The sequence below is a fragment of the Bradyrhizobium sp. SZCCHNS30572 genome (assembly GCF_032484415.1).
In the GTDB taxonomy this organism is placed as follows: domain Bacteria; phylum Pseudomonadota; class Alphaproteobacteria; order Rhizobiales; family Xanthobacteraceae; genus Bradyrhizobium.
Genome location: NZ_JAUESY010000006.1, coordinates 457,047 through 483,450 on the forward strand (window position 1 = coordinate 457,047; position 26,404 = coordinate 483,450).

Below are 26,404 nucleotides of genomic sequence, written 5' to 3' on the forward strand. Positions count from 1 at the left end.
CGCGGCCGGAAGGCAAGTACCGTGGATTTCGGCTACTGGATTGGTGGTTCCGGCATGGGCGAGGTGATGATGGAGCAGAACCGCCGCCGGATATCGTTTCGGCGCGGACAGCGCGAGGCCAGCGCTGAGTGGCCAACAATCCGTCCAACAAAGCGCCCCTGCTGCGGTGCCCTGCAAGATCAGCTTCGTACGATAGCCGACGGCCGCGAAGCTGACGGGCGTTTTGCATAGATCGCCTCGATTTCCTTCGCGAAGCTCCGCTCGATCGCTGGACGCTTGTTCTTCAACGTCGGCGTGATCAGGCCTTCCTGCACGGTCCACGGCTCCAAGGTCCAATGCACCGCCTTCGGCGTCGCGTAGGACGGATAGGCCTTCACGGCTCGCGCAATGTGGCGCAGCAGAGAGGCCGCTTCGGCCTCGGTGCCGCGCTGGCCGTGCGCCGCGAGCCTCGCCTGCTGCTCAGCCCAGCCGTTGGCGTTGAGCACGACGATCGCGGTCAGGAACGGCCGGTTCTCGCCGATCACGATGGCCTGCTCGAACAGCGGATCGGTCAGGATCGCGGTTTCCAGATCGGCGGGCGCAATCTTCTCGCCGGTCGAGGTGACGAGGATGTCCTTGATCCGACCGGTGATGGTGATGCGTCCGCTGTCGATGCGGGCCTGGTCGCCGGTGTGCAGCCAGCCGTCGGCTTCCCTGGTGCGCGCGGTCTCCTCCGGCCGGTGCCAATAGCCGAGCATCACGTTCGGGCCGCGCACCATCAACTCGTCATTGTCGCCGATGCGCACCTCGATGCCCGGCAGAGCGCGGCCGACGGTGCGCGGGTCGTTGTCGTCAGGCGTGTTGACGCTGACGACGGGCGATGTCTCGGTCATGCCATAGCCCTGCAGCACCTCGAGCCCGAGCGCCAGGAACAGCCGCACCACCGGCTCGGCGATCGGGGCGCCGCCGCTGACGGCGACGTGCAGCCGTCCGCCGAATCGAGCCAGTACCTTGGCGGCGACCAAGCGTTGCAGCAGCGGCCACGCGATACGGTCGAATGCCGAGAGTCTCGTCCCGCGCCCATGCTGCGCATCGAAGCGACGGCCGCCGATCGCGATGGTCAGGTCGAGCAGCACCCGTTCCAGCGGGTTTGCGATCGCGCGGTGATGCATGATGACCGAATAGATGCGCTCATAGATGCGCGGCACGGAGATCAGGATGGTCGGACGGACCTCCACCAGATCTTCGGACAGCTGCTTCACCGAGCGCGCATAGGCGACGCAGGCGCCGATGGCGATCGGGTAGTAGTAGCCCGCGGTGCGCTCGAACGTGTGTGACAGCGGCAGGAACGACAGGAATACGTCGTCGGTATCGGCCGCCAGCCGCTGATGAATGGCCTTGAGGTTGGAAACGACGTTGTCGTGCGACAGCATCACACCCTTGGGCCGGCCCGTCGTGCCCGAGGTGTAGACGATGGCGGCGAGGTCGTGCGGCGCGATGGCGATCCGGGTGCCGGGAGGCGTGGCATCGCCGGCCGCCTTCAACCACGCCTCCAGATCGACGAGGCGCGGATCGCCGGTCGGCGGGGTCGTTTGCCGGTCGGCGCAGACGATCCGCCCCAGGTCGGGCAGGGCCTCGCCGACCGCTGCGATCTCATCCCAGCGTGTGTCCGAATCGACCAGCAGCAGCCGGGCACCGGAATCGGCGAGGATGTAGGCGATGCTGTCGGCATTATCGACGGCATGCATCGGCACCGGCACCAGGCCGAGCGAGAGCGCGGCCTGGTCAATGGCGAGATGCGCGATCCCGTTCGGCATCAGGATGGCGACACGCTCCCCCTGGGCGAAGCCCTCGGCCGCGAGCGCTCGCCGCCATCGCTCGACGACGAGATCGATCTCGCGCCAGCAGAAGCTCACCCATCGGCCGCTTCCTGCGTCGAAATGTCGGTAGGCCTGCTTGTCCGGGCTCCGTTCGACGCGCCAGCGCCAGAGTTCGGGCAAGGTGGTGATACCGGCCAGCGTGTCGGCTGCCATGGCGTGATCATCGATGGGATTTGAGTGCTGCACGCCCGTCTCCGGCGATCCTGAACTCCGTCGCGAAGCAGAAGCTCTGCAGCGGCGGACCGGGTCCGACGTTGACGTAGCGCAATCACCACGAGACAGATCGTGCGTCTGCGCATGGGAGCCCGGCAATCGCGGCAGGCCGACCCCGCTGTGGGAGGTCGGGCGGATCGGGGCGTCCGTCAGGCGCCCTGCGGGACCTTGTCGAGAAACCCGGTGACGCGCCGGATGCGGCCGTCGGCCAGCTCGACGAAATCCGTGCCCAGGATCGGGGCTTCCGCATTCTCGGGGCCGAGCTCCCAGGAAAAGCGGAGATGATGACCGTGGCCGTCCGCGGAGCCGATCAGGCGAAAGCGGAAGTCGGGAAAGCGCTGCTGCACGCCCGCGACCAGGCCGTCCACGGCATCGCGTCCTTCGCCGCGCATCAGCGGGTCGACATAGAGCGCATCCGCGGTCCAGTGACGTGCGAGCAATGCGCCGCGCTGCGCGGCATCGCGTTCGTTCCACAGCGCGATGTAGCTCTCGGCGATCTCGGTCGGGTTGGTCATCGGTGCTCTCCATGTTGTGAACGATGAGGAGCCCATCATCGCGCCCGGCGCGCAGCGAATCGATTACGTCGAACGTCATCTCATCCGGAATGACAGAACTGTAAGTTGCCGCCCGTTTGCGCGAGGGCTACGCCACGCGCAGAGGCGGTGCGGGGAATGCGTCTCATGATGTCCGACACTTGGAAGTGGATTGCCGTCGCAATTTGTCTTGTGCTGTTCACGGCGGATACCGTGCTCAAGCCGCAGGACAAGCCCAATCGCATGGTGTTCTTCGAGCTGCATCGCGGCGAGAGCCCGACAATGATCGGCATGATGCGCGACGATCTCGTCAAGCTGCCGGGACGCGGCGCCAGCCGCATCCGCGATGCGCTCGCGCGCGGCGAGACGTTAACTGTCTGGCAATATGAATTAAGAAAGATTGAAGACGGCAGCTATCAGGAGGTGCCGGAGCGACAGATCCAGCTCGGCGCCGCCGATGCGCCGCTCGTCACCTTTGGTGCACGGATTCGGCTGCCCGATAATTAGTTCGGTCCAGACGGCGAAAGCATCGGGAGGCAGATCGTCTCCCCGGCTGCCAGCGCGATATCGGCCCGACCTCGCTCCATCTCCCGATCCAGACGGCGCGGTGCGAGGAGAGACCCTGCCGCGCCCGCTTGCGGCGCGGGGCTCGGCCGAACGGTCCAACCTTGTGATTGCATTCGTCGCATCTCCGGATTTCGGCCATGCCGTCGGGGCTGGCGGAAGCCCGCACCCGCGATCGTGATCGCACGAGCACCCCTGGGCCGGCGATGAGCGGGCGAGCGTCCCGCCGTCACTGGGCAGCGGGGCGCGTGTCGCGCGGAAGCTCGGCCCCGGGTTTCTCCGGAGTGTCGTTTGTGCCGCCGTGACGCCGCTGCCGCGCCGATGGGCGAATCATGCCGGGCCTCTGCCTTGCTCGTGGCGCCACCGCCATGTCCGGAACCAGCGTTGGTCCATTTTCGGTGGTAGCGACTCATTGGTGCAGCGGGCTTGCAACACTCGCGGTGAATTTGGCTTTCGCAGCTGCGCTCTCCTGGACAAAAACACGATCTCGAAACACGCTGCATTTGCGATTTGGATTTGGCTTTCGCGTTCCGGTTCTGCGGATGGGGTCGTGATTGCAAGGTCCACCGCAGTCCAAGCATCACAAGAAGCGCATCACACGAAGCGTGCCAAAGTCGGTCAGATCGGTTTTCGCCGGGTTGCACTGGGGCTCGACATGAAATTCTGGACGGGATTGCTTGCGGTCGTTCTGTTGCTGTCGGGGGTCGGCGCCAGCCAGGCCGTGGTCCGGATCGCCGATGACCGCGGTGGCCGGATCGGAACCTATGTCGACAAGTACCAGGGCCTGCGATCCTCCGGTGAGTATGTGATCATCGACGGGCTCTGCGCATCGGCCTGCACCATCGTGCTTGGGGCGATCCCGCACGAGAAGATCTGTGTCACCTCGCATGCCAATCTCGGCTTCCACGCCGCCTGGGATTTCGGCGCCAACGGCCGCGCCGTCACCAATCCCGAGGCGACCCAGATGCTGTACTCGATGTACCCTTCGCCGATCCGCCGCTGGATCACCCAGCGCGGCGGCCTGACGCCCCGGATGATCTTCCTGAAGGGCAGGGAGCTGCAGGCAATGTACAAGCCCTGCTATATGGATGCCCAGGCGTCCTCTCCGGCCTCCTCGCACGTCGTGCCCAATGCACCGACCATCTCGCCGGCTGCCGCCAAGGCCTCTGCCTCCCATTGATCACACTGAGGCACTAGTCGCTTCGGGTGATCGCGGCCCGACTGCGGCGCTTGCCTGGACCGGCTGCGGGGCTTATCTGGAGCGAGAGGGGTGGGCCGCTTGGCCGGCTCCGGCCGATGAGTACGCCATCATGCAGCCTCTTTCAGCGCCCCAAGAGATACCGTCCGCATCGCGAGCCCGGCGTCCGGCCTCTGCTCCGGCCCTCGCGGCGGGGATCGCGGCGATCGGGCTCGTCGTCGGCGCCGTGACGATGTGGGTGCAGTACGGGACCGCGGTGTTCTTCGAGACCATCGCGGCCGGCTGGCAGGCCTGCTTCTGAGAGACAGTGAAGGAGCGCGCAATGCCGTCCAATGTCACCCGTCCGCTGGTGATCGTCGGAGCCTTCGCCGCCAGCCTGGTGGTCGGGTTGTCGCTGATGTTCCTTGTCATGGGCGGCGGCCGCAACATCGCGGCGCCGGCCGCGATCGGCGGCCCGTTTCAGTTGACCGACCAGAGCGGTGCCGTCGTCACCGAGAAGAGCCTGGAAGGGCGGCCGACGCTGATCTTCTTCGGCTTTACCCATTGCCCGGACGTCTGTCCGACCTCGCTGTTCGAGATCTCCGAGGTGCTGCGCGCGATGGGCAAGGACGCCGACAGCGTCAACGCCTATTTCGTCTCGGTCGACCCCGAGCGCGACAATCCGGCCGCGATGAAGGACTACCTCTCCAGCTTCGACCCGCATCTCAAGGGCCTAACCGGCGATCCCGAGGTGCTGGCGAAGGTTCTCACCGAGTACCGGGTCTATGCCAAGAAGGTCCCGCTGAAGGACGGCGATTACACCATGGACCACACCGCTTTGGTGTATCTGATGGACCGCAACGGCCGGTTCGTCGCACCGTTCAACCTGAAGCGGACGCCCGAGGAAGCCGCGGCGGATCTCAAGAAATACCTCTGAGCGCGTTAACGCTCCAGCCGGGCGGCCGCCTCCGGGCCGAATCCAGCCTCGAATTTGCGCATGGATGGTCTATAAGGCGCTGACCATCGGGACCGCTGATGCCGACCGTCTTGTCAAAGCCCGTGAAATCCGCGCCTGCGGCCCGCGCCGCCATTGCCGGCGCGCTGCTGTGCTTCGGCCTGGCCGCCGCCGGCTCGGAGGCGCGCGCCCAGGCGCCGGTGAGGCCCGCCGTCGAGGCGGCGCCGCAGGCCGTCCCTGGGTTCTGGGACCCGCGACGCCGGCCGGAGCGGCCCGATCTGTCGCGCCTCACGGTGATTCGGTTCCTGACCGAGACCGACTATCCTCCGTTCAACTTCACCGGCCCGGACGGCAATCCGGCCGGCTTCAACGTCGATCTTGCCAGGGCGATCTGCGACGAGATCAAGGTGACCTGCACCGTCCAGATGCGCCGGTTCGAAACCCTGCTCGACGCGCTGTCCTCGAACCGGGGCGATGCGATCATCGCCTCGATCGCGGTGACGCCGCAGATGCGGGCGCGGGCCGATTTCTCCGATCCGTATTACCGGGCGCCCGCCCGCTTCGTGTCCCGCCGCGACGCCGTCATGACCGAGATCCGCCCCGAATTTCTCGAGGGCAAGAAGATCGGCGCCGTCGCCGGCACCGCGCACGAGGCTTACCTCAAGGCGATGTTCACCGACGCCGAGATCAAGACCTATCCGAACGACGAGGCGCTGCGGCAGGCGCTGCGCCGGGCCGAGGTCGACCTGATCTTCGGCGACGGCATTTCGCTGGCGTTCTGGGTCAATGGCACCGATTCCGGCGATTGCTGCGCCTTTTCCGGTGGACCTTTCGTCGAAAGCCGCTATTTCGGCGAGGGCGTCGGCATCGCCGTGCGCAAGGGCAACGACCTCTTGCGCCAGGCGCTGAACTGGGCGCTGTTCCGGGTCTGGGAAAAAGGCCGCTACACCGACCTGTGGCTGCGCTACTTCTCGATCAGCCCGTTCTAGCGCTTGCCGTCGTTCCGGGGCGCGTCGAAGACGCGAACCCGGAACCTCGAGATTCCAGGTTCGATGCTTCGCATCGCCCCGGAATGACGGGTATCATGACCTCTGTTTTGCACTGACGTCTTCGGAGAAGTCTTTTTCACGATGTCCACGATCGATCTCGTCCCAACCAGCCCGAGCGACCTGCGCGCGCTTGCCGAAAACTCCAACGCCTGGCCGTTCGAGCAGGCGAAGGCGATCGTCAACCGGCTGAAGAAGAATCCGAAGGACGAGGTGCTGTTCGAGACCGGCTACGGTCCGTCCGGCCTGCCGCATATCGGCACCTTCGGCGAGGTCGCGCGCACCACCATGGTGCGCCACGCCTTCCGCGTGCTGACCGAGGACAAGATCAAGACCCGCCTGATCGCCTTCTCCGACGACATGGACGGCCTGCGCAAGGTGCCGGACAACGTGCCGAACAAGGAGATGCTGGCCACCCACCTCGGCAAGCCGCTGTCGCGAATCCCCGACCCGTTCTCCAACGAATATCCCTCGTTCGCCGCGCACAACAATGCGCGGCTGCGCGCCTTCCTCGACCGGTTCGGCTTCGACTACGAGTTTGCCTCGTCGACCGAGTACTACACCTCCGGCAAGTTCGACGCGGCGCTGCTGCGGATGCTGGAGCGGCTCGAGAAGGTGATGGCGATCATGCTGCCGTCCTTGCGCGAGGAGCGCGCGGCGAGCTACTCGCCGTTCCTGCCGATCTGCCCGCGCACCGGCCTCGTGCTGTACGTGCCGATCGTCGAGCACGACGCCAAGGCCGGCACCATCTCCTATGACGATCCCGAAACCAGGGAGCGCATGACCGTTCCGGTCACCGGCGGCCATTGCAAGCTGCAATGGAAGCCGGACTGGGCGATGCGCTGGCATGCGCTGGGCGTCGACTATGAAATGGCCGGCAAGGACCTGATCGACTCGGTGAAGCTGTCGGGCAAGATCTGCGCGGCGCTCGGCGGCACGCCGCCGGAGGGCTTCAACTATGAGCTGTTCCTCGATGAGAAGGGCCAGAAGATCTCGAAGTCGAAGGGCAACGGCCTGACCATCGACGAATGGCTGCACTACGCCTCGCCGGAATCGCTGTCGCTGTTCATGTATCGCGAGCCCAAGGCGGCGAAGCGGCTGTATTTCGACGTCATCCCGCGGATGGTCGACGACTACCAGCAGTTCCTCGAAGGTTTTCCCAAGCAGGACGCCAAGCAGCAGCTCGGCAATCCGGTCTGGCACATCCATTCCGGCAAGCCGCCGAAGGCCGACATGCCCGTCACCTTCCAGCTGCTGCTGACCCTGGTGTCGTCGTCGAACGCGGAGAATGCCGAGACGCTGTGGGGGTTCATCGGCCGCTACCGGCCCGGCGTGACGCCGCAGACCCATCCCAAGCTCGACGCGATGGTCGGCTACGCCATCAACTACTATCGCGACTTCGTGGCGCCGACCAAGACCTTCCGCGAGCCGACCGAGGGTGAGCGCGTGGCGCTGCAGGACCTGCGCGATGCGCTGTCGAACCTGCCGGCTGACGCGACGGCCGAGGACATTCAGAACGTGGTCTACGAGATCGGCCGCCGCGAGCCGTTCCTCGACCACGCCAAGAAGGGCAAGGACGGCCGCCCCGGTGTCTCGCTCGACTGGTTCAACATGCTCTACCAGGTGCTGCTCGGCCAGGAGAAGGGCCCGCGCTTTGGGTCCTTCGTCGCGGTCTACGGCGTCAACAATGCGGTGGCGATGATCGACGGGGCATTGGCACGCAGCGCGTGATTGCCAAGCTCATCGCGCCACCAAAGGTGTCGTCCCGGCGAACGCCGGCAACTGTTATGTTGATGGAGTGATCGCATAAGGTTTTCGGTCGCGCATCATGGCATTCAGGATGGTTAGAAGCTTCCTGGCGACGGCGATGAGGGCGAGCTTGGCGGGTTTACCGGCTTGGCGCAGACGGTTGTAAAAGATCTTGAAGCGATCGGCGCGGCGGACGGCGTTGAGGGCGGCCATGTAGAGGGCGTCGCGGACACGCTTCCGGCCGCCGCCGATCTTGCGCTTGCCACGATACGCCCCGCTATCGCGATTGAAGGGAGCCAGGCCCGCAAGAGCGGCTACCTCCTTTGGCCCGAGATGGCCGAGTTCCGGCATCTGGGTGATGAGTTGCATGCAGGCGACGGGTCCCACACCGGGCACGGAGCGCATCAGCTGTGCCTGCTCCGCAAGCACCGGCTCGGCTTTGATGAGCGCGTTGATCTCGGCCTCGATCTCGACGATCTCGTCATTGAGGACCTCGATCAGGCGGCTGATGCGTTCGGCCATGGCGCGGTCCTCGGCCTCGCTGCGGCGGTTCTTTTCCTGGGCGCGCATGGCAACCAGTTGATCCCGCCGTTTTGCAAGCTTGGCGAGGGCGCTTTGGGCAGGCGTCATGGCCTGCTCGGTGACTGGCTGCATGGCGCGCCCAAAGGCTGCCAGCGTTCGCGCGTCGATCGGATCGGTCTTGGCGAGTTGGCCGCTGGCGCGGGCGAAATCGCGAGCTCGAGCCGGGTTGATCCGCGCAAAGCGGATGCCCGCCCGACGCAGGGCCTCGCGCAGTTCGAGGTCGTAGACACCCGTGGCCTCAAAGACCACCAGAACATCGCATCGCCAACGCGCCACCAGCTGTGTGATGGCCTGTGGCCCGTTGGCGATGCGCTCCGGCGCCCCACGGCTTCATCAAAAATATCGAGATAGGGTTTGCAAACGTCGATTCCGACGCAACGAAAAGGTACGATCACGGTGCCTGTCCCTGTGATGCGAGGTCTGTTGGCGCAGCCTCGTGCAACTGTTCAGGTTGATAAATGGAGCGGGCGGGAGACCGAGCCGGCTCACGGCGTCTAGCGCCAAGGACCCAACGGCTTCCCGCCCACCATCATCATGGCAGACTTTCCAGACACAGGGACCCATAGCCACCGGACACAATTTGGCGGAGGGTCTCCGCCACCTTCCAAAACAATCCAGCTTCCGCGGTATGGGTCCCCGCCTTCGCGGGGACGACAGCGGAGTTTGTGGCGGCCGCTTCAGCTCGAAGCCACCGGAGCCGAATGAACTACACCCCTTGCAGCACGAAGCGGCGGTCGAGCTTCTGCACCGGGCGGGCGTTCATCGGATACAGTTTTGCGAATTTCTCCACGTCCGCTTCCGCGACCGACACCGGCTCGCTCAGCAGCAGCCATTCGACCACCTCCGAGCAGGGCGGCGTCGTCAGCGAGCCGGCATAGCGATAATAGGAGCGGCGTGCCGGCAGCATCATGTTGGGGTTGATGCGCGGATCGGCCTTGACCGCGGGACCCTCCTTATCCGGCATCGTCGCGACGATCTGCGCGAAGGCGGGGTTGGGACGCCCGGTGGTCATGAGAACGCCGACGACGGCGAGGCCGCCGGAGGCGGCGCGGTGCACGAAATGCGCCTCCATCGGATAGTTCTTGCCGCCGATCTGGTGCTCGCTCGGACGATGAAAATGCACCTGCAGCAGCTTGTAGGTGGTGCCCTCGAGCTTCATGGTGCTGCTGCCATCGGCGAAGTTGAGCTGGATGGTGTGGCCGTTGTTGACGATGGTGTCGGCGGTCCTGGCCCAGCTCAGTCGGAAATCGGGAAGCTGGGCCCGGGTCGAGTGCTCGATGTCGATCGGCGATTGCTGGGTGCCGACGCCGCAGACCTTGTTGGCCGCGTCGAGATCGCCCCATTTAGCCGGCCCGGTCGCGCCCTCATAGCTCCAATGCGGGGCGCCTTCGGCGGCAAAGCCCGGGGTAGCGCAGACGGGGCAGAGGGCGAGCCCCGCAAGGGCCTTCAAGACGTGGCGGCGGTCCATGACAATCTCCAAAGGTTCAAGCGTGGGCATGATCGGTTGCGAATCGCGCGCAACAGGAAAGCCGAATCGGGTTAACTCTTGCTGAGGAACCGGTTGCATCCCCGCGAGCTCGCATCACTCGGATACAACCTGAGCGGGTCGGCCGCCGGACTGTCCTGGGCAAACGATGCTTGAGTTCGCTGCCCCCTGCCGATACGGTCGGCCGCTCCCGAAAACATCAGCAAACTCAAGCTCAAGCCAGGACCGCGCAAAGGTGCCCAAAATCTACAAAATCTGCTCAGCTTCGGCCTGGCGCGAGGCGGAGCGGCTGGGCGTCTACCGTGGCAGCGCGGACGATCTGCGCGACGGGTTCATCCATTTTTCGACCGCCTCCCAGGTGCCGGAGACGGCGCGGAAGCACTTTTCGGGACAGAGCGCGCTGTTCCTGGTCGAGGTCGAGGCGGACGCGCTCGGCGATGCGCTGCGTTGGGAGCGTTCGCGCAATGACGAGCTGTTCCCGCATCTGTATGGCGAGCTCGATCTCGGTGCCGTGACCGGCGTTCACCAGATGCACAGCCGTGCCGATGGCGGCCACGACATTCCGGACCTGAAGCCGTGATTCGCGCCTTCGACCAGCTTTCGCTGCCGCTGCTCCGCTGGCTCGACGCTGAGGATGCGCACCGGCTCGCCATCCAGGGCCTGAAGCTGCTGCCGGCGATCAAGCCGCGACCGGATGATGCCAAGCTCGCGGTGCGCGCCTTCGGCCTGAACTTCCCGAATCCGGTCGGCATGGCCGCCGGCTTCGACAAGAACGCCGAGGTGCCGGACGCGCTGCTGCGGCTCGGCTTTGGCTTCGTCGAGATCGGTTCGGTGACCCCGCGGCCGCAGAGCGGCAATCCGCGCCCGCGGCTGTTCCGGCTGGAGCGCGACGAGGCGGTCATCAACCGCATGGGTTTCAACAATGACGGCGCCGAGATCGTGCTGCGGCGCCTGGCCGGGCGCGCCCACCAGGGCGGCATCGTCGGCGTCAATGTCGGGGCCAACAAGGATTCGGTCGACCGTGTCGCCGACTACGTCCGGCTGATCGAGACCTTCGCGCCGGTGGCGAGCTATTTCACCGTCAACATCTCCTCGCCCAACACGCCGGGCCTGCGCAACCTGCAGCAGGCGTCTCAGCTCGACGAGCTGCTGTCCAAGGTGCTCGAGGCGCGCGACCGCGTGCGGCGGAAAGCCGGCGATACGCCGGTCCTGCTCAAGATCGCACCCGATCTCAGCCTCGCCGAGCTCGACGACGTCGTCCATGTCGCCCGCTCGCGCGGAGTCGACGGCATGATCGTGTCGAACACGACACTCGCCCGGCCCAGCTCGCTGCGCGAGCAGTTGCGCGCCAAGGAGCAGGGCGGCCTGTCCGGGCGGCCGCTGTTCCGGCTATCGACCCGCATGGTGGCCGAGACCTTCGTGCGCGTCGAAGGTGCGTTCCCGCTGATCGGCGTCGGCGGCATCGACACCGGCGGCGCCGCGCTCACCAAGATCCGCGCCGGCGCCAGCCTGATCCAGCTGTATTCCTCGCTGGTCTACAAGGGCCTCGGCCTGGTCGAGAGCATCAAGGCCGACCTGACCTCGACCCTGCTGCGCACGGGACGCGATTCGCTGTCGGAGATCGTTGGTGCGGACGCCGCGACGATCACCGCCGAGGACTGGCCGGTTTAGATGCGCTTGATCTTCGGCGAAGAGTGTAGGGCGAGCGGGGTCGCAAAGCGCGCTGCGCGATACAGCGCCCCCTACAAACTCTCTTTGTTGCCGAACGACGCCCGCAGCAGCGCCGGATAGCGTGCGGCCTGGAAGCCGCCGCGCGCCGCGTAGAAGCTGAGCATCGCGATCCACAGGCCCGTATTGCCGAAGCCGCGCAGCGCCAGCCAGGTGCCGAGGAAGACGACCAGCGCCGCGACCATGAGGTTGCGCATGTCGCGCGCCCAGGTGGCGCCGATATAGACGCCGTCGAATGCGAAGGCGAATACCGACAGCAGCGGCGACGCCACCACGAACGGCAGATAGTCGCGCGCCGCGCGGCGCACCGCATCGCTTGCCGTCATCACGTCGATCAGCACCGGCCCGAACAGCGCGAAGATCGCGGCCACCGCGAGCGCGAAGCCGAAGCCCCAGGCGAGCACCAGCCTTGTGGCGCCGGAAAAGGCGCCGCGGTTGCGCGCGCCGAACGCATAGCCGCAGAGCTGCTCGGCGGCGTTGGCGAGGCCGTCGAGGAAGAACGCGGCCACCAGCAGGAAATTGTTCAGCACCGCGTTGGCGGCCAGCGTCGTGTCGCCGGCGCGCGCGCCCTGTGAGGTGAAGAACAGGAAGGCGATGATCATCGCCGCGGTGCGGATCATGATGTCGCGGTTGACGGCCATCATGTGCATCAGCTTGGCGCGGTCGAGCAGCGCCGCGCGCGACATCCGGGCGTCGGCCTTGACCAATCGGCGCGCCAGCACGAGGCCGATCGCGACACCGACCGTCTCCGCGATGACGGCGGCAATCGCCGCGCCGGCGATGCCGGCCTGCAGCACCTGGACGAACAGGATGGTCGCGGCCATGTTGATCAGGTTGATCGCGACCTGAATGGCCAGCGCCAGCCGTGCGCGCGCCAATCCGACGAGCCAGCCGAGCAGCACGTAGTTGGCAAGCGCCAGCGGCGCCGACCAGATCCGGACCATGAAGTAGGTGCGGGCCGCGCCGAGCACGGCGTCGCTGCCGCCCATGAGGTCGAAGATGATTGCCCCCAGCGGCAGTTGCAGCGCGATCAGGCTGACGCCGATCAGCGCGGCCAGCGCCAGGCCGCGGATCAGGACCATCAGGATCTCGTCGGTCTCGCCGGCGCCGAGCGATTGCGCGGTGAAGGCGAGCGTGCTGGCGCGCAGGAACGCGAACAGCCAGAACAGGCAGTCGAAGATCACCGAGGCCATGGCGACGCCGCCGAGCATGGCGGCTTCGCCGAGCCGGCCGATCGCCGTGGTCGAGACGATGCCGATCAGCGGCGTCGTCAGGTTGGCGATCATCGCGGGACCCGCGATGTCGAACACCTGCGCGGTCGTGACTTTGGCTGAAGCGGTCAAGAATGGCCCGTTGATTGGCAGAGCGCGCGGCACGCGCGTTCCTGCCGTTCTTAGCGGCCTTTCGCGCCTCCCGGCTAGAGGTCGATGCTCATGCCGTCATGCGCGGCCACATGGCCGATGCGGTCCAGCCGGCCCAGCATGTCGTCGCTCATATGGGTGAGCACCAGCCGCTTCGGCCGGATCGCGTCGAGATGCGCCTCCAGCACCGCGAGGCTGAGGTGGTTCTTCACCGCCTTGTCGTAGGTGTAGGCCTCGGCGATCAACAGGTCGGCGTTGCGGCCGAGCGGGATCAGGCTCTCCGTCCATTCGGTGTCCGCGGTGTAGGCGACGACCTTGCCCTCCGCCTCGATCCGGTAGCCGAGAAACGGCCCGCCCGAACTGCCGTGGACGACTGGAAACGGCGTCACGCAGACCTCGCCGAAGCGCGTCGTCTGCTCCGGTTCAAGCTCGATCACGGACAGCTCGAATTTCCGCGGCGTGCGCGACGAATGCTCGAACAGCGCTTCCATCACCTGCGTCAGCCGCGCCGTGATGCCGGCGGGGCCGGCGATCACCAGCGGCAGCGTCCGCTTCGAAAACTGCGCATCGAGCAGCAGGAAGGGAAGCCCGGCGAAATGATCGCCATGGAAATGCGTGATCAGGATCAGTTCGATGGCGTTGCTGGCGATGCCGAGCCGCTTCAGCGCCGGCAGCGACGAGGCGCCGCAGTCGATCAGAAGGTTCGTCTGCGCGCCGGTCAGATGGAAGCAGGTGTTGGAGTTGCCGCCCGAGCCGAACGCGTCACCGCAGCCGACGAAGCGGAGCTGCATCGGCTGTGGCTCTCTATCGGCCGCGCGGGGCGAACAGCCGCGACAGGAGCCAGACCGGGATCACGATCACCGCGCCGAGCAGGAAGTAGCGCCACAGCCAGTTGAAGGCGTCGAAGCCGAGCTCGTAGAGCCGGATGAACAGCAGCCGGATGCTGTGCAGGATGTTCAGCGGATCGAAGCCGATCGCCGACAGCACGACGCCGACCAGGATCGACAGCAGCACCAGCCGGAACGCCACCGACAGCGGCGAGCCGCCGAGAAAACGGTACAGGCCATCCGAGCTGCGGGCGCGGGCCGGATAGTCCCTGACGTCGTTCGACATGGCATCGTCTCCAGGCGGGTTCGTCGGATTCGCGATCCCGATTATAAGGCACGGCAGGGCAGGTGGGGAACCCGGCTCAGCGCCGCAAGCCGGTTACCGGCAATTAATGTTCCCGGCGCTGTCACGCCGGCGCCTCGCTCTTCAACATCCGCTCCAGGGTCTCCAGCCGGTCGGCCTCGCGCGGCGGCTTGTCCCAGCGCAGCCGGCTGATGCGCGGAAAGCGCATCGCGATGCCGGATTTGTGCCGCGGCGAGCGCTGCAGGCCCTCGAACGCCACTTCGAGCACAAGGCCCTGCTCGGGCTCGTGCACGACATGCCGCACGGGACCGAACTTCTCGGTGGTGTTGCGGCGGACGAAGCGGTCGATCTGCAAGAGCTCCTCGTCGGTGAAGCCGAAATAGGCCTTGCCGACGGGCACGAGCTGATCTCCGCCGTCTCCCGCCGTCCAGACACCGAACGTGTAGTCGGAGTAATAGGAGGAACGCTTGCCGTGGCCGCGCTGAGCATACATCAGCACGGCATCGATGATGTGCGGATCGTGCTTCCACTTCCACCATTGTCCCTTGGGCCGGCCGGGCAGATACAGCGCGTCGCGCCGCTTCAGCATCACGCCTTCCACCGCTTCGGCATCGTCTCCTGCGCCGGCAGATGCGGGATCGGCGCGCGCGGCCTTCAGCTCGTCCCAGGTGGAAAACGCGATGGTCGGCGACAAGTCGACACGCGGTTCGTCGAGTCGCTTGATGAAAGCCTCGAGCCGTTCACGCCGCTCGGCGAACGGCAGCTCACGCAGATCGTTCTCCTCGTCGCCGAGCAGGTCGTAGGCGCGCAGGTGGATCGGGTACTCCTTCATCAGCTTCGGCGACACCGTCTTGCGGTTCAGCCGCTGCTGCAGCACGTTGAAGCTCTGCACGCGGTGATCGCGCACCACCAGCAGCTCGCCGTCGAGCGCGCCGGGCAGATGCAGCGACGGCAGCAGGTCCGGGAAACTCGCCGTGATGTCCTCGCCGCTGCGCGAATACAGCCGTGTGACGACGCGGCCGTCGGCCTCGCGGCCGCTCACCGCCTGCACGCGGATGCCGTCCCATTTCCATTCCGCGATGTAGTCGGCCGCGTTCATGCCGGCGAAGTCGTCGTCCTCGACGGCATGCGCCAGCATCACCGGCCGGAACGGCGCGGGATCGCGATTGACCGGCTTGTCGCCGCGGCCTTCCAGCCAGGCGAACAGGTCGAGATAGGGCGGCGACAGCCCCGGCCAGATCAGCTCGACCTCGTGCGGGTCCTTGTCGCCGAGCGCGGCCGCTGCGGTCTTGGCCAGGCGCGCGGAGATGCCGATGCGCAAAGCGCCGGTGACCAGCTTCAGCAGTGCCCAGCGCCCGGTCTCGTCGAGCTCATCCAGCCATTGCGCGAGTTGCCGCGGCATCTCGGTCTTGCCGAGGGTGCGCAAGGTGGTGACAACCTCGGTCAGCGTCGGCGGTGGCGGGTCGTTGTGGCCGGGTGTGGGGTCCCTCGTGAGACCGCCCGTGGGGTACCCCCCTCCCTGCTCCTCCCCCACAAGGGGGGAGGGACCGGAGAGAGCGGCTGTGGGGAACGAGAGACGTGAAGGGGGAGCGATGCTCGATGCAGACCGAGACAGCAACTCCGAACGCGTCAGCGCTCCCTCCCCCCTTGTGGGGGAGGGGTGGGGAGGGGGGTACCCAGGAACGAGCTGCTGATGATGCGCCCTGTCCTTCGGCCACATCAGCGCGACGGTCTCCGAGAGATCCCCCACATAATCATACGACAGCGCGAACAGCACCGGATCGGTGCGCGCGGCGATCAGGTCGCGGATCAGCGCCGGCTTGGCGTGCTTGAACGACAGCGCGCCGGTGAGCGCGCCCAGTGCGTAGCCGCGATCGGGATCCTCGACCTCGCGGAAGTACGACGTCAGCAGCCGCAGCTTGTTGTTGCGGCCGGGCTCATAGGCGAGGCGGTCGAGCAACTCGGCGAAGCGGTTCATGCCTCGGCGTCCTCCGTGGCTACCACCTCGCTTTCCTCCTCGTCGCCGTAGCCGACCAGATCGAGCGGCCGGGCCGCGAGCCCCTTGGCTTGGCACCAATGCACCAGCGCGTCCTCCTGCCCATGGGTGACCCACACCTCGCCTGCGCCGGTCGCGGCGATGGTGGTGGTGAGCCCGTCCCAGTCGGCATGATCCGAGATCACCAGCGGCAGCTCGATGCCGCGCTGCCGGGCCCGGGCGCGCACCCGCATCCAGCCCGAGGCGAAGGCGGTGACGGGATCGGGAAAGCGGCGGGTCCACAGGTCGGAGGTTGCACTCGGCGGCGCCAGGGTGATGGTGCCGGCAAGCTCGGCCTTCTTGACGCCCTTCACGGGCCGGAGCTCGCCGAGCGCGATTCCCTTGTCTTGATAGTAGCGCGTGATCTTGTCCATCGCGCCGTGCAGGTAGATCGGCCGATCATAGCCGGCCTCGCGGATCAGCGCGATGACACGCTGCGCCTTGCCGAGGGAGTACGCGCCGACCAGGTGCGCGCGCTCGGGAAACAGCACCACCGAGGCCAGCAGCTTGTTCACCTCCAGCGCCGCGGCGCCGTGACGGAACACGGGCAGGCCGAACGTCGCCTCGGTGATGAAGACGTCGCATTGCACCAGCTCGAACGGTGCGCAGGTCGGATCGCGCGCATCCTTGTAGTCGCCGGAGGCGACGATGCAGGTGCCGCCGCAGGACACCTTGATCTGCGCCGAGCCCAGCACATGGCCCGCAGGGTGGAAACTGACGGTGACGTCACCCAGCCTGATCCGCTCGCCATAGCCGATCGCCTGCGTGGAGCCTGCAAGGTTGTCGCCATAGCGCAGCCGCATGATGTCGAGCGTTTCCTGGGTCGCCAGCACCGCGCCGTGGCCGGCGCGGGCGTGGTCGGAATGGCCATGGGTGATCAGCGCCCGCTCGACCGGGCGCACGGGATCGATGTGAAAGCCGCCGGCCTTGCAGCAGAGGCCGGACGGAACGGGCAGCAGAATGTCTTGCGGACGCATGTGGGTCATATAGGTCATGCAAGACGCGTTTTCAGGCCGTGCCAGTTTCCATCTCGTCATGCGCGGGCTTGACCCGCGCATCCATCTCCTCGATGAGAAGTTCGCATTGACGACGATGGTTCCCATGCCCCACCGCCTGTTCCTGTCCTCCGGCGATCTGATCGCCGACCGCCGCTACGAGTTCGCCCGCGACCTGCAATTGAAGGGCGACCTGGTCGCGGCCGCAGAGGTGATGGAGCAGGCCATCGAGGTCGCCCCCAACTTCGCCTCGGCCTGGTTCGAGCTCGGCAAGATCCGTCTCGGTCTGGGCGAAACCGACAAGGCGATCTCGGCCTTCCAGAACGCCTGTGCCGCCGATCCGGATGATCGTCACGGCGCCGCCGTGCATCTGATGCAGCTCGGCGCCGCGCCGCTGTCGGACATGCCCAAGGCCTATGTGCAGTCGCTGTTCGATCAGTATGCGCCGCGCTTCGAGGCCGAGCTGACCGAGCGGCTCAACTACCGCGCGCCGGCGATCCTGTTCAAGGCGGTGCTCGCGGTGCGCGCGGCCGAGCGCAAGCCGGCCTACTTCAAGCGCGCGATCGATCTCGGCTGCGGCACCGGGCTGGGCGCGGCGGCGTTCGCCAAGAACGTCGACAGCATCATCGGCATCGACCTGTCGGCCGGCATGATCGCGGAGGCGCGCGCCACCGGGCTCTATGCCGGGCTAGAGGTCGACGACATGACCGCAGGGCTGCAGCGCCAGGACGATGCGTCTGCGGATCTCATTCTTGCTGCCGATGCGATGGTCTATGTCGGCGACCTCGGCCCGGTGTTGCGCGAGGCGCAACGTGTGCTCAGTCCGGGCGGACTGCTGGCCTTGACCGTCGAGACCCATGACGGCGACGGTGTCATTATGGGCAAGGGGCTGCGCTATGCCCATGGCGCGGAATATGTCCGTGGCGTGATCGCAGCCGCGGGATTGAAGCTGGCCCATCTCGCGCCGGCGTCGCCGCGGACCGAGGAGCAGTTGCCGGTGCGCGGGCTGGCCGTGGTCGCGGCCAGGACTTGAGTCTAGACGCTATTGAATGCGCTGCACGCGGCGTCCAATGCGGCAACTTCGCTCTTGCCGCAGCTCTCCCGATGCCAAAAAATGTCGGCAGTCTAGGGAGAGACAAAAATGAAAAAACATCTGACGCGGCGCGATTTCTGCGCCACCGCGCTTGCGACCATCGGCGCCTCGACGATCGCTTCGCCCTATGTCTGGGCCGCCGAGAAGAAATATGATGCCGGCGCCAGCGATACCGAGATCAAGATCGGCCAGACCATTCCGCATTCCGGCCCCGGTTCGCTGTATGGCGTGCTCGGCCGTGTCGGCGAGGCCTATTTCCAGATGCTCAACGAGCAGGGCGGCATCAACGGGCGCAAGGTCAAGTTCCTGACGATGGACGATGCCTATAGCGCGCCGAAATGCGTCGAGGCGACGCGGCGGCTGGTCGAGCAGGACGAGGTGCTGGCGCTGTACGGCTCGCTCGGCACCGCGCCACAGACCGCCGTGCACAAATACCTCAACTCCAAGGGCGTGCCGCAGCTCCTGCTCAACACCGGCGCCTCGAAGTGGAACGACCCCAAGAACTACAAATGGACCATGGCCGGCCTGCCGCTGTATCCGACGGAGGCGCGCATTCTCGCCAAGCATGTGCTGAGCGTGAAGCCGGAAGCCAAGATCGGCATCCTCTATCAGAACGACGATTTCGGCCGTGACTTCCTGGGGCCGTTCAAGAAGGTGCTGGCCGACGCCGGCGGCAAGGCGCAGGTGATCATGGAGCAGACCTACGATCTCACCGAGCCGACGGTGGACTCGCAGCTGATCAACCTGTCGAAGTCGGGCGCCGACGTGTTCTACAACATCAGCACGGGCAAGGCCTCGTCGCAGTCGATCCGCAAGGTGGCCGAGCTCGGCTGGAAGCCGCTGCAGCTGCTGTCGGCGGGCTCGACCGGCCGTTCGATCCTGTCTGCCGCCGGCCTCGAGAATGCCAAGGACATCGTCGCGATCCGCTATTCCAAGGACGCCGGCGTGCCGCAATGGAAGGACGATCCCGACGTCAAGGGCTTCGAGGCGCTGCGCGCCAAGTACCTGCCCAACATCGATCCCGACAACACCATCGCCTATGCCGGCTACGGCCAGGCGGTGTCGATGGGTGAGATCCTGCGCCGCTGCGGCGACACGCTGACCCGCGAGAACGTGCTCAAGCACGCCACGACACTCGCCGGCTTCCACTCGCCCTTCTTCCTCGATGGCGTCAATTACGCCTACACGCCGGACGACTATACGCCGATGAAGACGCTCTACATCTCGATCTTCGACGGCAAGGACTGGAGCATCTCCGAGAAGCCGATGACGGAGTAGGGATTTTCCCTCCATCGGATGATGACACCGGAGCTGTGGCCGCACTCTCCGGTGTCGTCCCTGCGAACGCAGGGAACCATACCGCGGAATCTATCGGTGAGGCGTCACTGCAAGTCATCGTCCCACAAAAGCCGGTGGCTATGGGTCCCTGCGTTCGCAGGGACGACAACGGAGTTTGCTGAGGCGCCGGTGCGCTCCAACATGGGCTGGGCCGACGGCGGAGGTGGTCGAGGCAGTCGAGTGTTATCGCCCGACCCTCGACGAACCGCGCGTGACTGCCTACCTTCCCCCGGTGCCGCCCCGCGTCTCACCAGTCCCACCCGACGACAGCGCCGCGCTGCCCGACCATTTCACCGAATGGTTCGCGGCGCGCGGCTGGGCGCCGCGCGCACATCAGCTGGCGCTGCTGGAGAAGGCTCGCGCGCAACGCTCGGCGCTGCTGATCGCCCCGACCGGCGCCGGCAAGACGCTCGCCGGGTTCCTGCCGACCTTGGTGGAGCTCGGCTCCGCCGTCGCGCCGAAGCATCGTTCTGTTCTTGCCAAGACATCCGCTCTCTCCACTCCCGCTCCCCTTGTGGGGGAGCGGCGGGGAGGGGGGCCTCCGGCGGCGGTGTCGATGGTGGCACCCGGCACCGAGCCGAATGCACTGGCCGAGCTCGCGAACACGGAAAAGAGCAAGCAGACGGCGAACCGCATCCCGCGACCCGCCGGCCTGCACACGCTCTACATCTCCCCGCTCAAGGCGCTCGCGGTCGACATCGCGCGCAATCTCGAGGCGCCGATCTCCGAGATGGGCCTGCCGATCAAGGTCGAGACCCGCACCGGCGACACGCCGGTGTCCCGCCGGCAGCGGCAGCGCCGCTATCCGCCGGACATCCTGCTGACCACGCCGGAGCAGATGGCGCTGCTGCTGTCGTCCGACGATGCGCCGTTCCTGTTTTCCTCGCTGAAGCGCGTCGTGCTCGACGAGCTGCATGCGCTGGTCACCTCCAAGCGCGGCGATCTCTTGTCGCTCGCGCTGGCGCGGCTGTGGCGGCTTGCGCCGGACATGCGCATGATCGGCCTGTCGGCGACCGTCGCCGAGCCGGAGCAGCTCGCGCGCTTCCTGGTGCCGCAGCCGTGCGGCGGCATATCCGCGGCCGACGTCGTGGTCGCCGGCGGCGCCGCGCCGCCGGTGGTCGAGATGCTCGATACGCAGGAGCGGCTGCCGTGGGCCGGCCACAGCGCGCGCCATGCGCTGGCCGAGATGTACGAGCTGATCAAGCGAAACAAGACCACGCTCGTGTTCGTCAACACCCGCAGCCAGGCCGAGATGCTGTTCCAGGAGTTCTGGCGCATCAACGACGACAATCTCGCCATCGCCCTGCATCACGGCTCGCTCGACGTCGCGCAGCGCCGCAAGGTCGAGGATGCGATGTCGGCCGGCAGGCTGCGCGGCGTCGTCTGCACCTCCTCGCTCGATCTCGGCGTCGATTGGGGCGACGTCGATCTCGTGATCAATGTCGGCGCGCCCAAGGGCTGCTCGCGGCTGATGCAGCGCATCGGCCGTGCCAATCACCGGCTCGACGAGGCTTCGCGGGCGGTGCTGGTGCCGGCCAACCGCTTCGAGGTGCTGGAATGCTCGGTCGCGATCGATGCCATCGCCGACAATGCGCAGGACACGCCGCCTTTGCGTACCGGCGCGCTCGACGTGCTGGCGCAGCACGTGCTCGGCTGCGCCTGCGCCGAGCCGTTTCTCAGCGACGAGCTCTATGTGGAGGTCATCACAGCGGCCCCCTATGCGTCGCTGTCGCGCGCTGATTTCGACGATGTCGTCGACTTCGTCGCCACCGGCGGCTATGCGCTGAAGACTTATGAGCGGTTCGCCCGCATCAAGCAGGATGCGAGGGGACGCTGGCGCGTCGCCAATCCCAAGGTGCGGCAGAGCTATCGCCTGAACGTCGGCACCATTGTCGAGGAGGCGATGCTGAAGGTGCGGCTGGTGCGCTCGCGCGGCGGGGCCAAGGGCACGACCGGCGCGATCGCGCGCGGCGGACGGCTGCTCGGCGAGATCGAGGAGGCGTTCATCGAAGGCCTCACCCTCGGCGATACGTTCGTGTTCAGCGGCGAGATCGTGCGCTACGAGGCGCTGGCCGAGGACCAGGTCTATGTGTCGCGCGCCAATGATTCCGATCCGAAGGTGCCGTCCTACATGGGCGGCAAGTTTCCGCTCTCGACCTATCTCGCCGAGCGCGTGCGCGGCCTGCTCGACGACCGCACCGCCTGGAGCGCGTTGCCGGAGCAGGTGCGCGACTGGCTGTCCTTGCAGAAGGACGTGTCGCGCATCCCGGCCCGGCGCGAGCTTTTGGTTGAGACTTTCCCGCGCTCCAACAAGCACTACATCGTCTGCTATCCGTTCGAGGGCCGCCTCGCGCATCAGACGCTCGGCATGCTGCTGACGCGCCGGCTCGAGCGGGCGCGCGCCCGGCCGCTCGGCTTCGTCGCCAACGAATATGCGCTTGCGGTGTGGGGGCTCGGCGACATGTCGCTGATGGTCAAACAGGGGCGGCTCGATCTCGCCGCGTTGTTCGACCCGGATATGCTTGGCGACGATCTCGAGGCGTGGCTCGCCGAATCCGCGCTGATGAAGCGCACGTTCCGCTCGTGCGCCATCATCTCCGGCCTGATCGCGCGGCGGTCGACGACCGAGGAGAAGACGCGCCGCCAGGTGCTGTTCTCGACCGATCTGGTCTATGACGTCCTGCGCCGGCATCAGCCCGATCACATGCTGTTGCGCGCGGCGCGCGCCGATGCCGCCACCGGCCTGCTCGATCTGAAGCGGCTCGGTGATATGCTCCAGCGCATCGAGGGACGAATCACCCATCGGGAACTCGATCGCGTCTCGCCGCTGGCGGTGCCGGTGATGCTGGAAATCGGCCGCGAATCCGTCTATGGCGAGGCCGCCGACGAGCTCCTGGCCGAGGCTGCCGAGGAACTCGTGAAGGAAGCGATGGGGTAGATCGAGAAGCGAGGCGGACTTGCGGGGGACTTTCTGCGCATCGGGCATGATGGACGTCGCCGGCACCGCGCTGCGCGTCGATCTCTCCGGCGCGCTGGTGTGGGACGAGCAGCGCCTGCTCGTCGTCTCCGATCTGCATCTGGAAAAGGGCTCGAGCTACGCGTCGCGCGGCACCCTGCTGCCGCCGTTCGATACCGTGGCGACTCTCAATCGCCTCACAGCCGTGATCGCCCACTACAATCCGCGCATCGTGATCGCGCTTGGCGACAGCTTTCACGATCGCGATGCGCATACGCGTCTCACCGGCGACGACCGCGCCTGCATCGCCAACCTGCAGGTCGGCCGCGACTGGGTCTGGATCACGGGCAACCACGATCCGGCCCCGCGCGGCATCGGCGGCGAGCTGGCTGACGCGGTCACGCTCGGCGCGGTGACGTTCCGTCACGAGCCCTCCGGCGCGCGCGGCGAGATCGCCGGCCATCTGCATCCGAAGGCGCGCGTCGCGACACGAGCGCGCACGCTGGAGCGGCGCTGCTTCGTCTGCGATGGCGAGCGCGCCGTGATGCCGGCGTTCGGCGCCTATGCCGGGGGCCTGAGCGTGCGCGACGCGGCCTTCGCCAAGCTGTTTCCGAAGCGCGCCTTCATCGCGCATGTGCTGGGAGATGGGCGCCTGCACAGCATCGCCGCGGCGCGGTGCTATTAGTTGGATGATGGAAATTCATTAGTTGGATGAGTGATCAGAGGTCGAACGGATCATTCGAAGTTGGACTGATCATGCCCGCCGCGCGCATCGCTGTGCTCTCTCCCTCGCTTGCGGGGGAGAGTTGGAGAGGGGGCGCCAAGCGCAGCGCCGTCGGAACGGCCCCTCCCTAGCCCTCCCCCGCAAGCGGGAGAGGGAACGCAGCGTCCTCGTGGCGTCATGGTCGCCGGAGCCGCGGACGAATGCCCGTCAGGCCGCCTTCGCCTGCACCTTCTCGCAGAACTCGGCCAGCCGGTCGGCCAGGCGCAGCGTCGCCGGGCTGGCGTCGGGCGAGGCGACCAGCGCGACCTCGGTGCGCTCGATCGGCGCAAAGCCCTCGCGGGCGGTCAGCACGCGGTGCTCCGACTGCACCGACATCTCGGACAGAATGCTCAGCCCCATGCCGGCGGCGACCGCGGCCTGGATGCCGGCGAGGCTCGACGAGGTGTAGGCCATGTGCCAGGCGCGTCCCTCGCTCTCCAGCGCATGGATCGCGCGGGTGCGATAGATGCAGCCGAGCGGGAAGCCGATCAGCGGCAGCGAGCGGGCCTCGAGGTTGACCGGATGGCTCTTGCTGGTCACCCAATAGACCTGCTCCGGCCATGCCGCGATCGCTGCGTGTGCGTCGTCGGCACCGCGCTTGAGCAGCGCCAGATCGAGATCGCCGCGCTCGATGTCGCGCTTGAGGTTGAGGCTCTGGTCGGCGCGCACGTCGAGCCGCAGATCGGGGTGGGCGCGCGAGAACGCGGCGAGCAGCTTGGCGAGCCGGTAGGCCGCGAAATCCTCGGGGATGCCGAGCTTCACCGCGCCGTCGGGTCCGGGCCGCGCCACGACGTCGCGGGCCTCCTCGGCGAGCGCGAGCAGGCGGCGGGCATAGGACAACAGCCGTTCGCCGGCCTCGGTCGGCGTGACCTCGCGGCCGTCGCGGTTGAGCAGCGTCTGGCCGAGGTCGTCCTCCAGCCGGCGAATCTGCTGGCTGATCGTCGACTGCGTGCGGTGAACGCGCTCGCCCGCGCGGGTGAAGCCGCCCGCCTCGACCACCGAGACGAAGCTGCGCAACAGGTCCAGATCGAGCACGCGGGACCTCCATTCGGAAAACCACTGAGTGTCAGTCTATCATTTAATTTCCAAATGGGAAAGAACAGCCCTACATCGGCGGCGAAGGAGACCTCCGATGTCGTCCGTATCCTCCGTTGCCGTGAGCCCCGTGAAGTCCAACCTGCTGCCGCTCGAAATCGGCCTGTTCTGCCTGTTGTGGAGCTTTGCCTTCGTTGCCGGCAAGATCGGGGTGACCTATTGTCCGCCGCTGCTGCTGCTCGCGGCGCGGTTCTCGCTCGCCGGTGTCCTCATTCTTGTGGTGCCGGCGGTCCGGGGCGAGCTGCGCATGAGCTGGCGCGATGCGGCCGTGTTCGCGATCATCGGCATCGCCAACAACGCGCTGTATCTCGGTCTCGGCTACACCGGGCTGCAGACCGTGTCGGCGGGGCTCGGCGGCCTGATCGTCTCGGCCAATCCGGTGTTCACCGCGATGTTCGCGGCGCTGCTGCTCGGCGAGCCGCTGACCCTGCGCAAAATCTCAGGCCTCGCGCTCGGCACCATCGGCGTCGCCATGATCGTCTGGCACCGTATGTCCGTCGGCACCGACCAGCTCGAAGGCATTCTCTATACGCTGGCGGCGCTGGCCTCGATCGTGACCGGCACCATTCTGTTCAAGCAGCTCGCCCCGCAGGGCAGCCTGTGGGTCGGCAACGGCATCCAGAACCTCTCAGCCGGGCTGGTGTTATGGCCGGTCGCGCTCGGCGTGTCGCACGTGGGCGAGATCGTGCCGAATGCGCAACTGATCGGCGCGTTCGCCTTCCTCGTGCTCGGCGGCTCGATCCTGGCCTATGTGCTCTGGTTCCATCTCTTGAAAGTATGCGGCGCGACCGCGGCCAGCGCCTATCATTTCGTGATGCCGCCGCTCGCGATGATCTTCGCCTTCCTGGTGCTCGGCGAGCACGTGGCGCTGCAGGACCTGCTCGGCGTCGTTCCCGTCGCGCTCGGGATCTATCTGGTCACGCGGGCGCCGGCCCGTACCATTGGAGCATCGTCATGAGTGTTGCGATCACCCTGATCGGCGGCCCGACCGCCCTTATCGAAATCGATGGCTTCCGCCTGCTGACCGATCCCACATTCGATGCTCCCGGCCGCTATGAATTGCCGCATGTCGTACTGGAGAAGCTCACTGGACCAGCGATGACCGCTGAGGCGATCGGGGAGGTCGATGCGGTGCTGCTGAGCCATGATCAGCACTCCGACAATCTCGACCATGGCGGCCGCGCCTTCCTGAGGCGCGCACCGCGCGTGCTCACGACGGAAGTCGGCGCAAGCAGGCTCGGTGCGCTGGCGGAAGGATTGGCGCCGTGGCAGACGACGCAGCTCAGCAAAGGCGGCAGGACATTGACGGTCGCGGCGACGCCGGCGCGCCATGGTCCCGCCGGCATCGAGCCGCTCGCGGGCGATGTGATCGGCTTCGTCCTGATCCCGCAGCACGGCGCGCCCGTCTATGTCAGTGGCGACACGGTGTTCTATGACGGCGTGGCGGAGGTGGCGCGGCGTTTCAAGCCTGGCGTCGTGATGCCTTTTGCCGGAGCGGCGCAGACACGCGGGCCGTTCCACCTCACCATGGACACCAACGACACGATCGAGACCGCGCGCGTGTTTGCCGAGGCCGCCATCGTTCCGGTCCACACGGATGGCTGGGCGCATTTCCGCCAGAGCGCGCAGGACCTGCGCAAGACCTTCGATGCGCTCGGGTTCGGTGCGCGGCTGAAGCTTCTGGAGCCCGGTGTGCGGACGGTGATCGCCTCGCCACCCGGCTCCTCCCACTGACGCGAAAAAGA

The 26,404-nt window shown here is 66.6% G+C and carries 24 protein-coding genes; 14 read left to right on the forward strand and 10 right to left on the reverse strand.

Annotated elements, in window-relative coordinates; translation table 11 throughout:
* Nucleotides 1-179 precede the first annotated feature (179 nt).
* Together QX048_RS19160 and QX048_RS19165 are read right to left on the reverse strand one after the other, a co-directional pair.
* Nucleotides 180-2,012: an AMP-dependent synthetase/ligase gene (locus QX048_RS19160; protein ID WP_315827967.1), complete on the reverse strand. Its 1,833-nt coding sequence runs from the start codon at nucleotides 2,010-2,012 to the stop codon at nucleotides 180-182.
* Nucleotides 2,013-2,221: 209 nt separating this feature from the next.
* The gene (locus QX048_RS19165) at nucleotides 2,222-2,587 is read right to left on the reverse strand and encodes a nuclear transport factor 2 family protein (RefSeq protein WP_315717158.1); all 366 of its coding nucleotides are present in this window, start codon (nucleotides 2,585-2,587) and stop codon (nucleotides 2,222-2,224) included.
* Between the two features lie 165 nt (nucleotides 2,588-2,752).
* Here QX048_RS19165 and QX048_RS19170 point away from each other — a divergent pair, with 165 nt between their 5' ends.
* From QX048_RS19170 to QX048_RS19195, 6 genes are all read left to right on the forward strand, one after another.
* A complete protein-coding gene (locus tag QX048_RS19170; RefSeq protein WP_315717159.1) occupies nucleotides 2,753-3,112 on the forward strand; it encodes a hypothetical protein in 360 nt (119 codons plus the stop codon).
* Nucleotides 3,113-3,824: 712 nt separating this feature from the next.
* Entirely contained in the window at nucleotides 3,825-4,349 is a 525-nt protein-coding gene (locus QX048_RS19175; RefSeq protein WP_315751255.1) for a hypothetical protein, read from the forward strand.
* Between the two features lie 130 nt (nucleotides 4,350-4,479).
* The gene (locus tag QX048_RS19180; protein WP_315751257.1) at nucleotides 4,480-4,668 is read left to right on the forward strand and encodes a hypothetical protein; all 189 of its coding nucleotides are present in this window, start codon (nucleotides 4,480-4,482) and stop codon (nucleotides 4,666-4,668) included.
* 21 nt (nucleotides 4,669-4,689) lie between these two features.
* Nucleotides 4,690-5,283, forward strand: coding sequence for an SCO family protein (locus tag QX048_RS19185; RefSeq protein ID WP_315717162.1), 594 nt, complete (start codon nucleotides 4,690-4,692; stop codon nucleotides 5,281-5,283).
* Nucleotides 5,284-5,381: 98 nt separating this feature from the next.
* Nucleotides 5,382-6,290, forward strand: coding sequence for a transporter substrate-binding domain-containing protein (locus QX048_RS19190; RefSeq protein WP_315827968.1), 909 nt, complete (start codon nucleotides 5,382-5,384; stop codon nucleotides 6,288-6,290).
* Between the two features lie 141 nt (nucleotides 6,291-6,431).
* Entirely contained in the window at nucleotides 6,432-8,078 is a 1,647-nt protein-coding gene (locus QX048_RS19195) for a lysine--tRNA ligase (RefSeq protein WP_315827969.1), read from the forward strand.
* A gap of 54 nt (nucleotides 8,079-8,132) precedes the next feature.
* Here the strand turns inward: QX048_RS19195 and QX048_RS19200 are convergent, their stop codons facing one another.
* Entirely contained in the window at nucleotides 8,133-8,954 is an 822-nt protein-coding gene (locus tag QX048_RS19200) for a transposase (protein WP_315827970.1), read from the reverse strand.
* A gap of 430 nt (nucleotides 8,955-9,384) precedes the next feature.
* A complete protein-coding gene (locus QX048_RS19205; RefSeq protein ID WP_315827971.1) occupies nucleotides 9,385-10,146 on the reverse strand; it encodes a carbonic anhydrase family protein in 762 nt (253 codons plus the stop codon).
* Between the two features lie 253 nt (nucleotides 10,147-10,399).
* Between QX048_RS19205 and QX048_RS19210 the strand changes: the two genes are divergently transcribed.
* Together QX048_RS19210 and QX048_RS19215 are read left to right on the forward strand one after the other, a co-directional pair.
* Nucleotides 10,400-10,744: a DUF952 domain-containing protein gene (locus tag QX048_RS19210; RefSeq protein WP_315751262.1), complete on the forward strand. Its 345-nt coding sequence runs from the start codon at nucleotides 10,400-10,402 to the stop codon at nucleotides 10,742-10,744.
* Nucleotides 10,741-11,835, forward strand: a complete 1,095-nt coding sequence (locus QX048_RS19215) for a quinone-dependent dihydroorotate dehydrogenase (protein ID WP_315717952.1) — start codon at nucleotides 10,741-10,743, stop codon at nucleotides 11,833-11,835. Before QX048_RS19210 ends, QX048_RS19215 begins: the two co-directional genes overlap by 4 nt.
* 71 nt (nucleotides 11,836-11,906) lie before the next feature.
* Here QX048_RS19215 and QX048_RS19220 read toward each other — a convergent pair whose 3' ends face one another.
* The 5 genes from QX048_RS19220 to QX048_RS19240 all read right to left on the reverse strand — a co-directional run bounded on the left by QX048_RS19220 (nucleotide 11,907) and on the right by QX048_RS19240 (nucleotide 17,405).
* Nucleotides 11,907-13,202, reverse strand: coding sequence for an MATE family efflux transporter (locus QX048_RS19220; protein ID WP_315828019.1), 1,296 nt, complete (start codon nucleotides 13,200-13,202; stop codon nucleotides 11,907-11,909).
* 107 nt (nucleotides 13,203-13,309) lie between these two features.
* On the reverse strand, nucleotides 13,310-14,044 hold the full coding sequence (locus QX048_RS19225; RefSeq protein ID WP_315751264.1) for an MBL fold metallo-hydrolase: 735 nt from the start codon (nucleotides 14,042-14,044) through the stop codon (nucleotides 13,310-13,312).
* A gap of 13 nt (nucleotides 14,045-14,057) precedes the next feature.
* Complete coding sequence (locus tag QX048_RS19230; RefSeq protein WP_315717950.1) at nucleotides 14,058-14,366, reverse strand: DUF6460 domain-containing protein; 309 nt, start codon at nucleotides 14,364-14,366, stop codon at nucleotides 14,058-14,060.
* A gap of 121 nt (nucleotides 14,367-14,487) precedes the next feature.
* Nucleotides 14,488-16,362 carry an ATP-dependent DNA ligase gene (locus QX048_RS19235; protein WP_315827972.1) on the reverse strand — a complete coding sequence of 625 codons (1,875 nt, stop codon included), beginning with the start codon at nucleotides 16,360-16,362 and terminating at the stop codon, nucleotides 14,488-14,490.
* On the reverse strand, nucleotides 16,359-17,405 hold the full coding sequence (locus QX048_RS19240) for a ligase-associated DNA damage response exonuclease (protein ID WP_315828020.1): 1,047 nt from the start codon (nucleotides 17,403-17,405) through the stop codon (nucleotides 16,359-16,361). Before QX048_RS19240 ends, QX048_RS19235 begins: the two co-directional genes overlap by 4 nt.
* A 115-nt stretch (nucleotides 17,406-17,520) precedes the next feature.
* On the opposite strand from QX048_RS19240, the gene QX048_RS19245 reads away from it, so the two are divergent.
* The 4 genes from QX048_RS19245 to pdeM all read left to right on the forward strand — a co-directional run bounded on the left by QX048_RS19245 (nucleotide 17,521) and on the right by pdeM (nucleotide 23,486).
* Nucleotides 17,521-18,447: a class I SAM-dependent DNA methyltransferase gene (locus QX048_RS19245; RefSeq protein ID WP_315827973.1), complete on the forward strand. Its 927-nt coding sequence runs from the start codon at nucleotides 17,521-17,523 to the stop codon at nucleotides 18,445-18,447.
* A 108-nt stretch (nucleotides 18,448-18,555) separates the two neighbouring features.
* Nucleotides 18,556-19,785 carry an ABC transporter substrate-binding protein gene (locus tag QX048_RS19250; protein ID WP_315717947.1) on the forward strand — a complete coding sequence of 410 codons (1,230 nt, stop codon included), beginning with the start codon at nucleotides 18,556-18,558 and terminating at the stop codon, nucleotides 19,783-19,785.
* 292 nt (nucleotides 19,786-20,077) lie between these two features.
* Nucleotides 20,078-22,783: a ligase-associated DNA damage response DEXH box helicase gene (locus tag QX048_RS19255; protein ID WP_315828021.1), complete on the forward strand. Its 2,706-nt coding sequence runs from the start codon at nucleotides 20,078-20,080 to the stop codon at nucleotides 22,781-22,783.
* A gap of 49 nt (nucleotides 22,784-22,832) precedes the next feature.
* Nucleotides 22,833-23,486: a ligase-associated DNA damage response endonuclease PdeM gene (gene pdeM / locus QX048_RS19260; protein WP_315828022.1), complete on the forward strand. Its 654-nt coding sequence runs from the start codon at nucleotides 22,833-22,835 to the stop codon at nucleotides 23,484-23,486.
* A gap of 246 nt (nucleotides 23,487-23,732) precedes the next feature.
* Here the strand turns inward: pdeM and QX048_RS19265 are convergent, their stop codons facing one another.
* Nucleotides 23,733-24,599 (reverse strand): LysR family transcriptional regulator, encoded by an 867-nt coding sequence (locus QX048_RS19265; RefSeq protein WP_315717945.1) that lies wholly within the window; start codon nucleotides 24,597-24,599, stop codon nucleotides 23,733-23,735.
* 97 nt (nucleotides 24,600-24,696) lie between these two features.
* Between QX048_RS19265 and QX048_RS19270 the strand changes: the two genes are divergently transcribed.
* Both QX048_RS19270 and QX048_RS19275 read left to right on the forward strand, forming a co-directional pair.
* Nucleotides 24,697-25,617: a DMT family transporter gene (locus QX048_RS19270; RefSeq protein WP_315827974.1), complete on the forward strand. Its 921-nt coding sequence runs from the start codon at nucleotides 24,697-24,699 to the stop codon at nucleotides 25,615-25,617.
* A complete protein-coding gene (locus QX048_RS19275; protein ID WP_315827975.1) occupies nucleotides 25,614-26,393 on the forward strand; it encodes an MBL fold metallo-hydrolase in 780 nt (259 codons plus the stop codon). Before QX048_RS19270 ends, QX048_RS19275 begins: the two co-directional genes overlap by 4 nt.
* The last annotated feature ends 11 nt before the right edge of the window (nucleotides 26,394-26,404 follow it).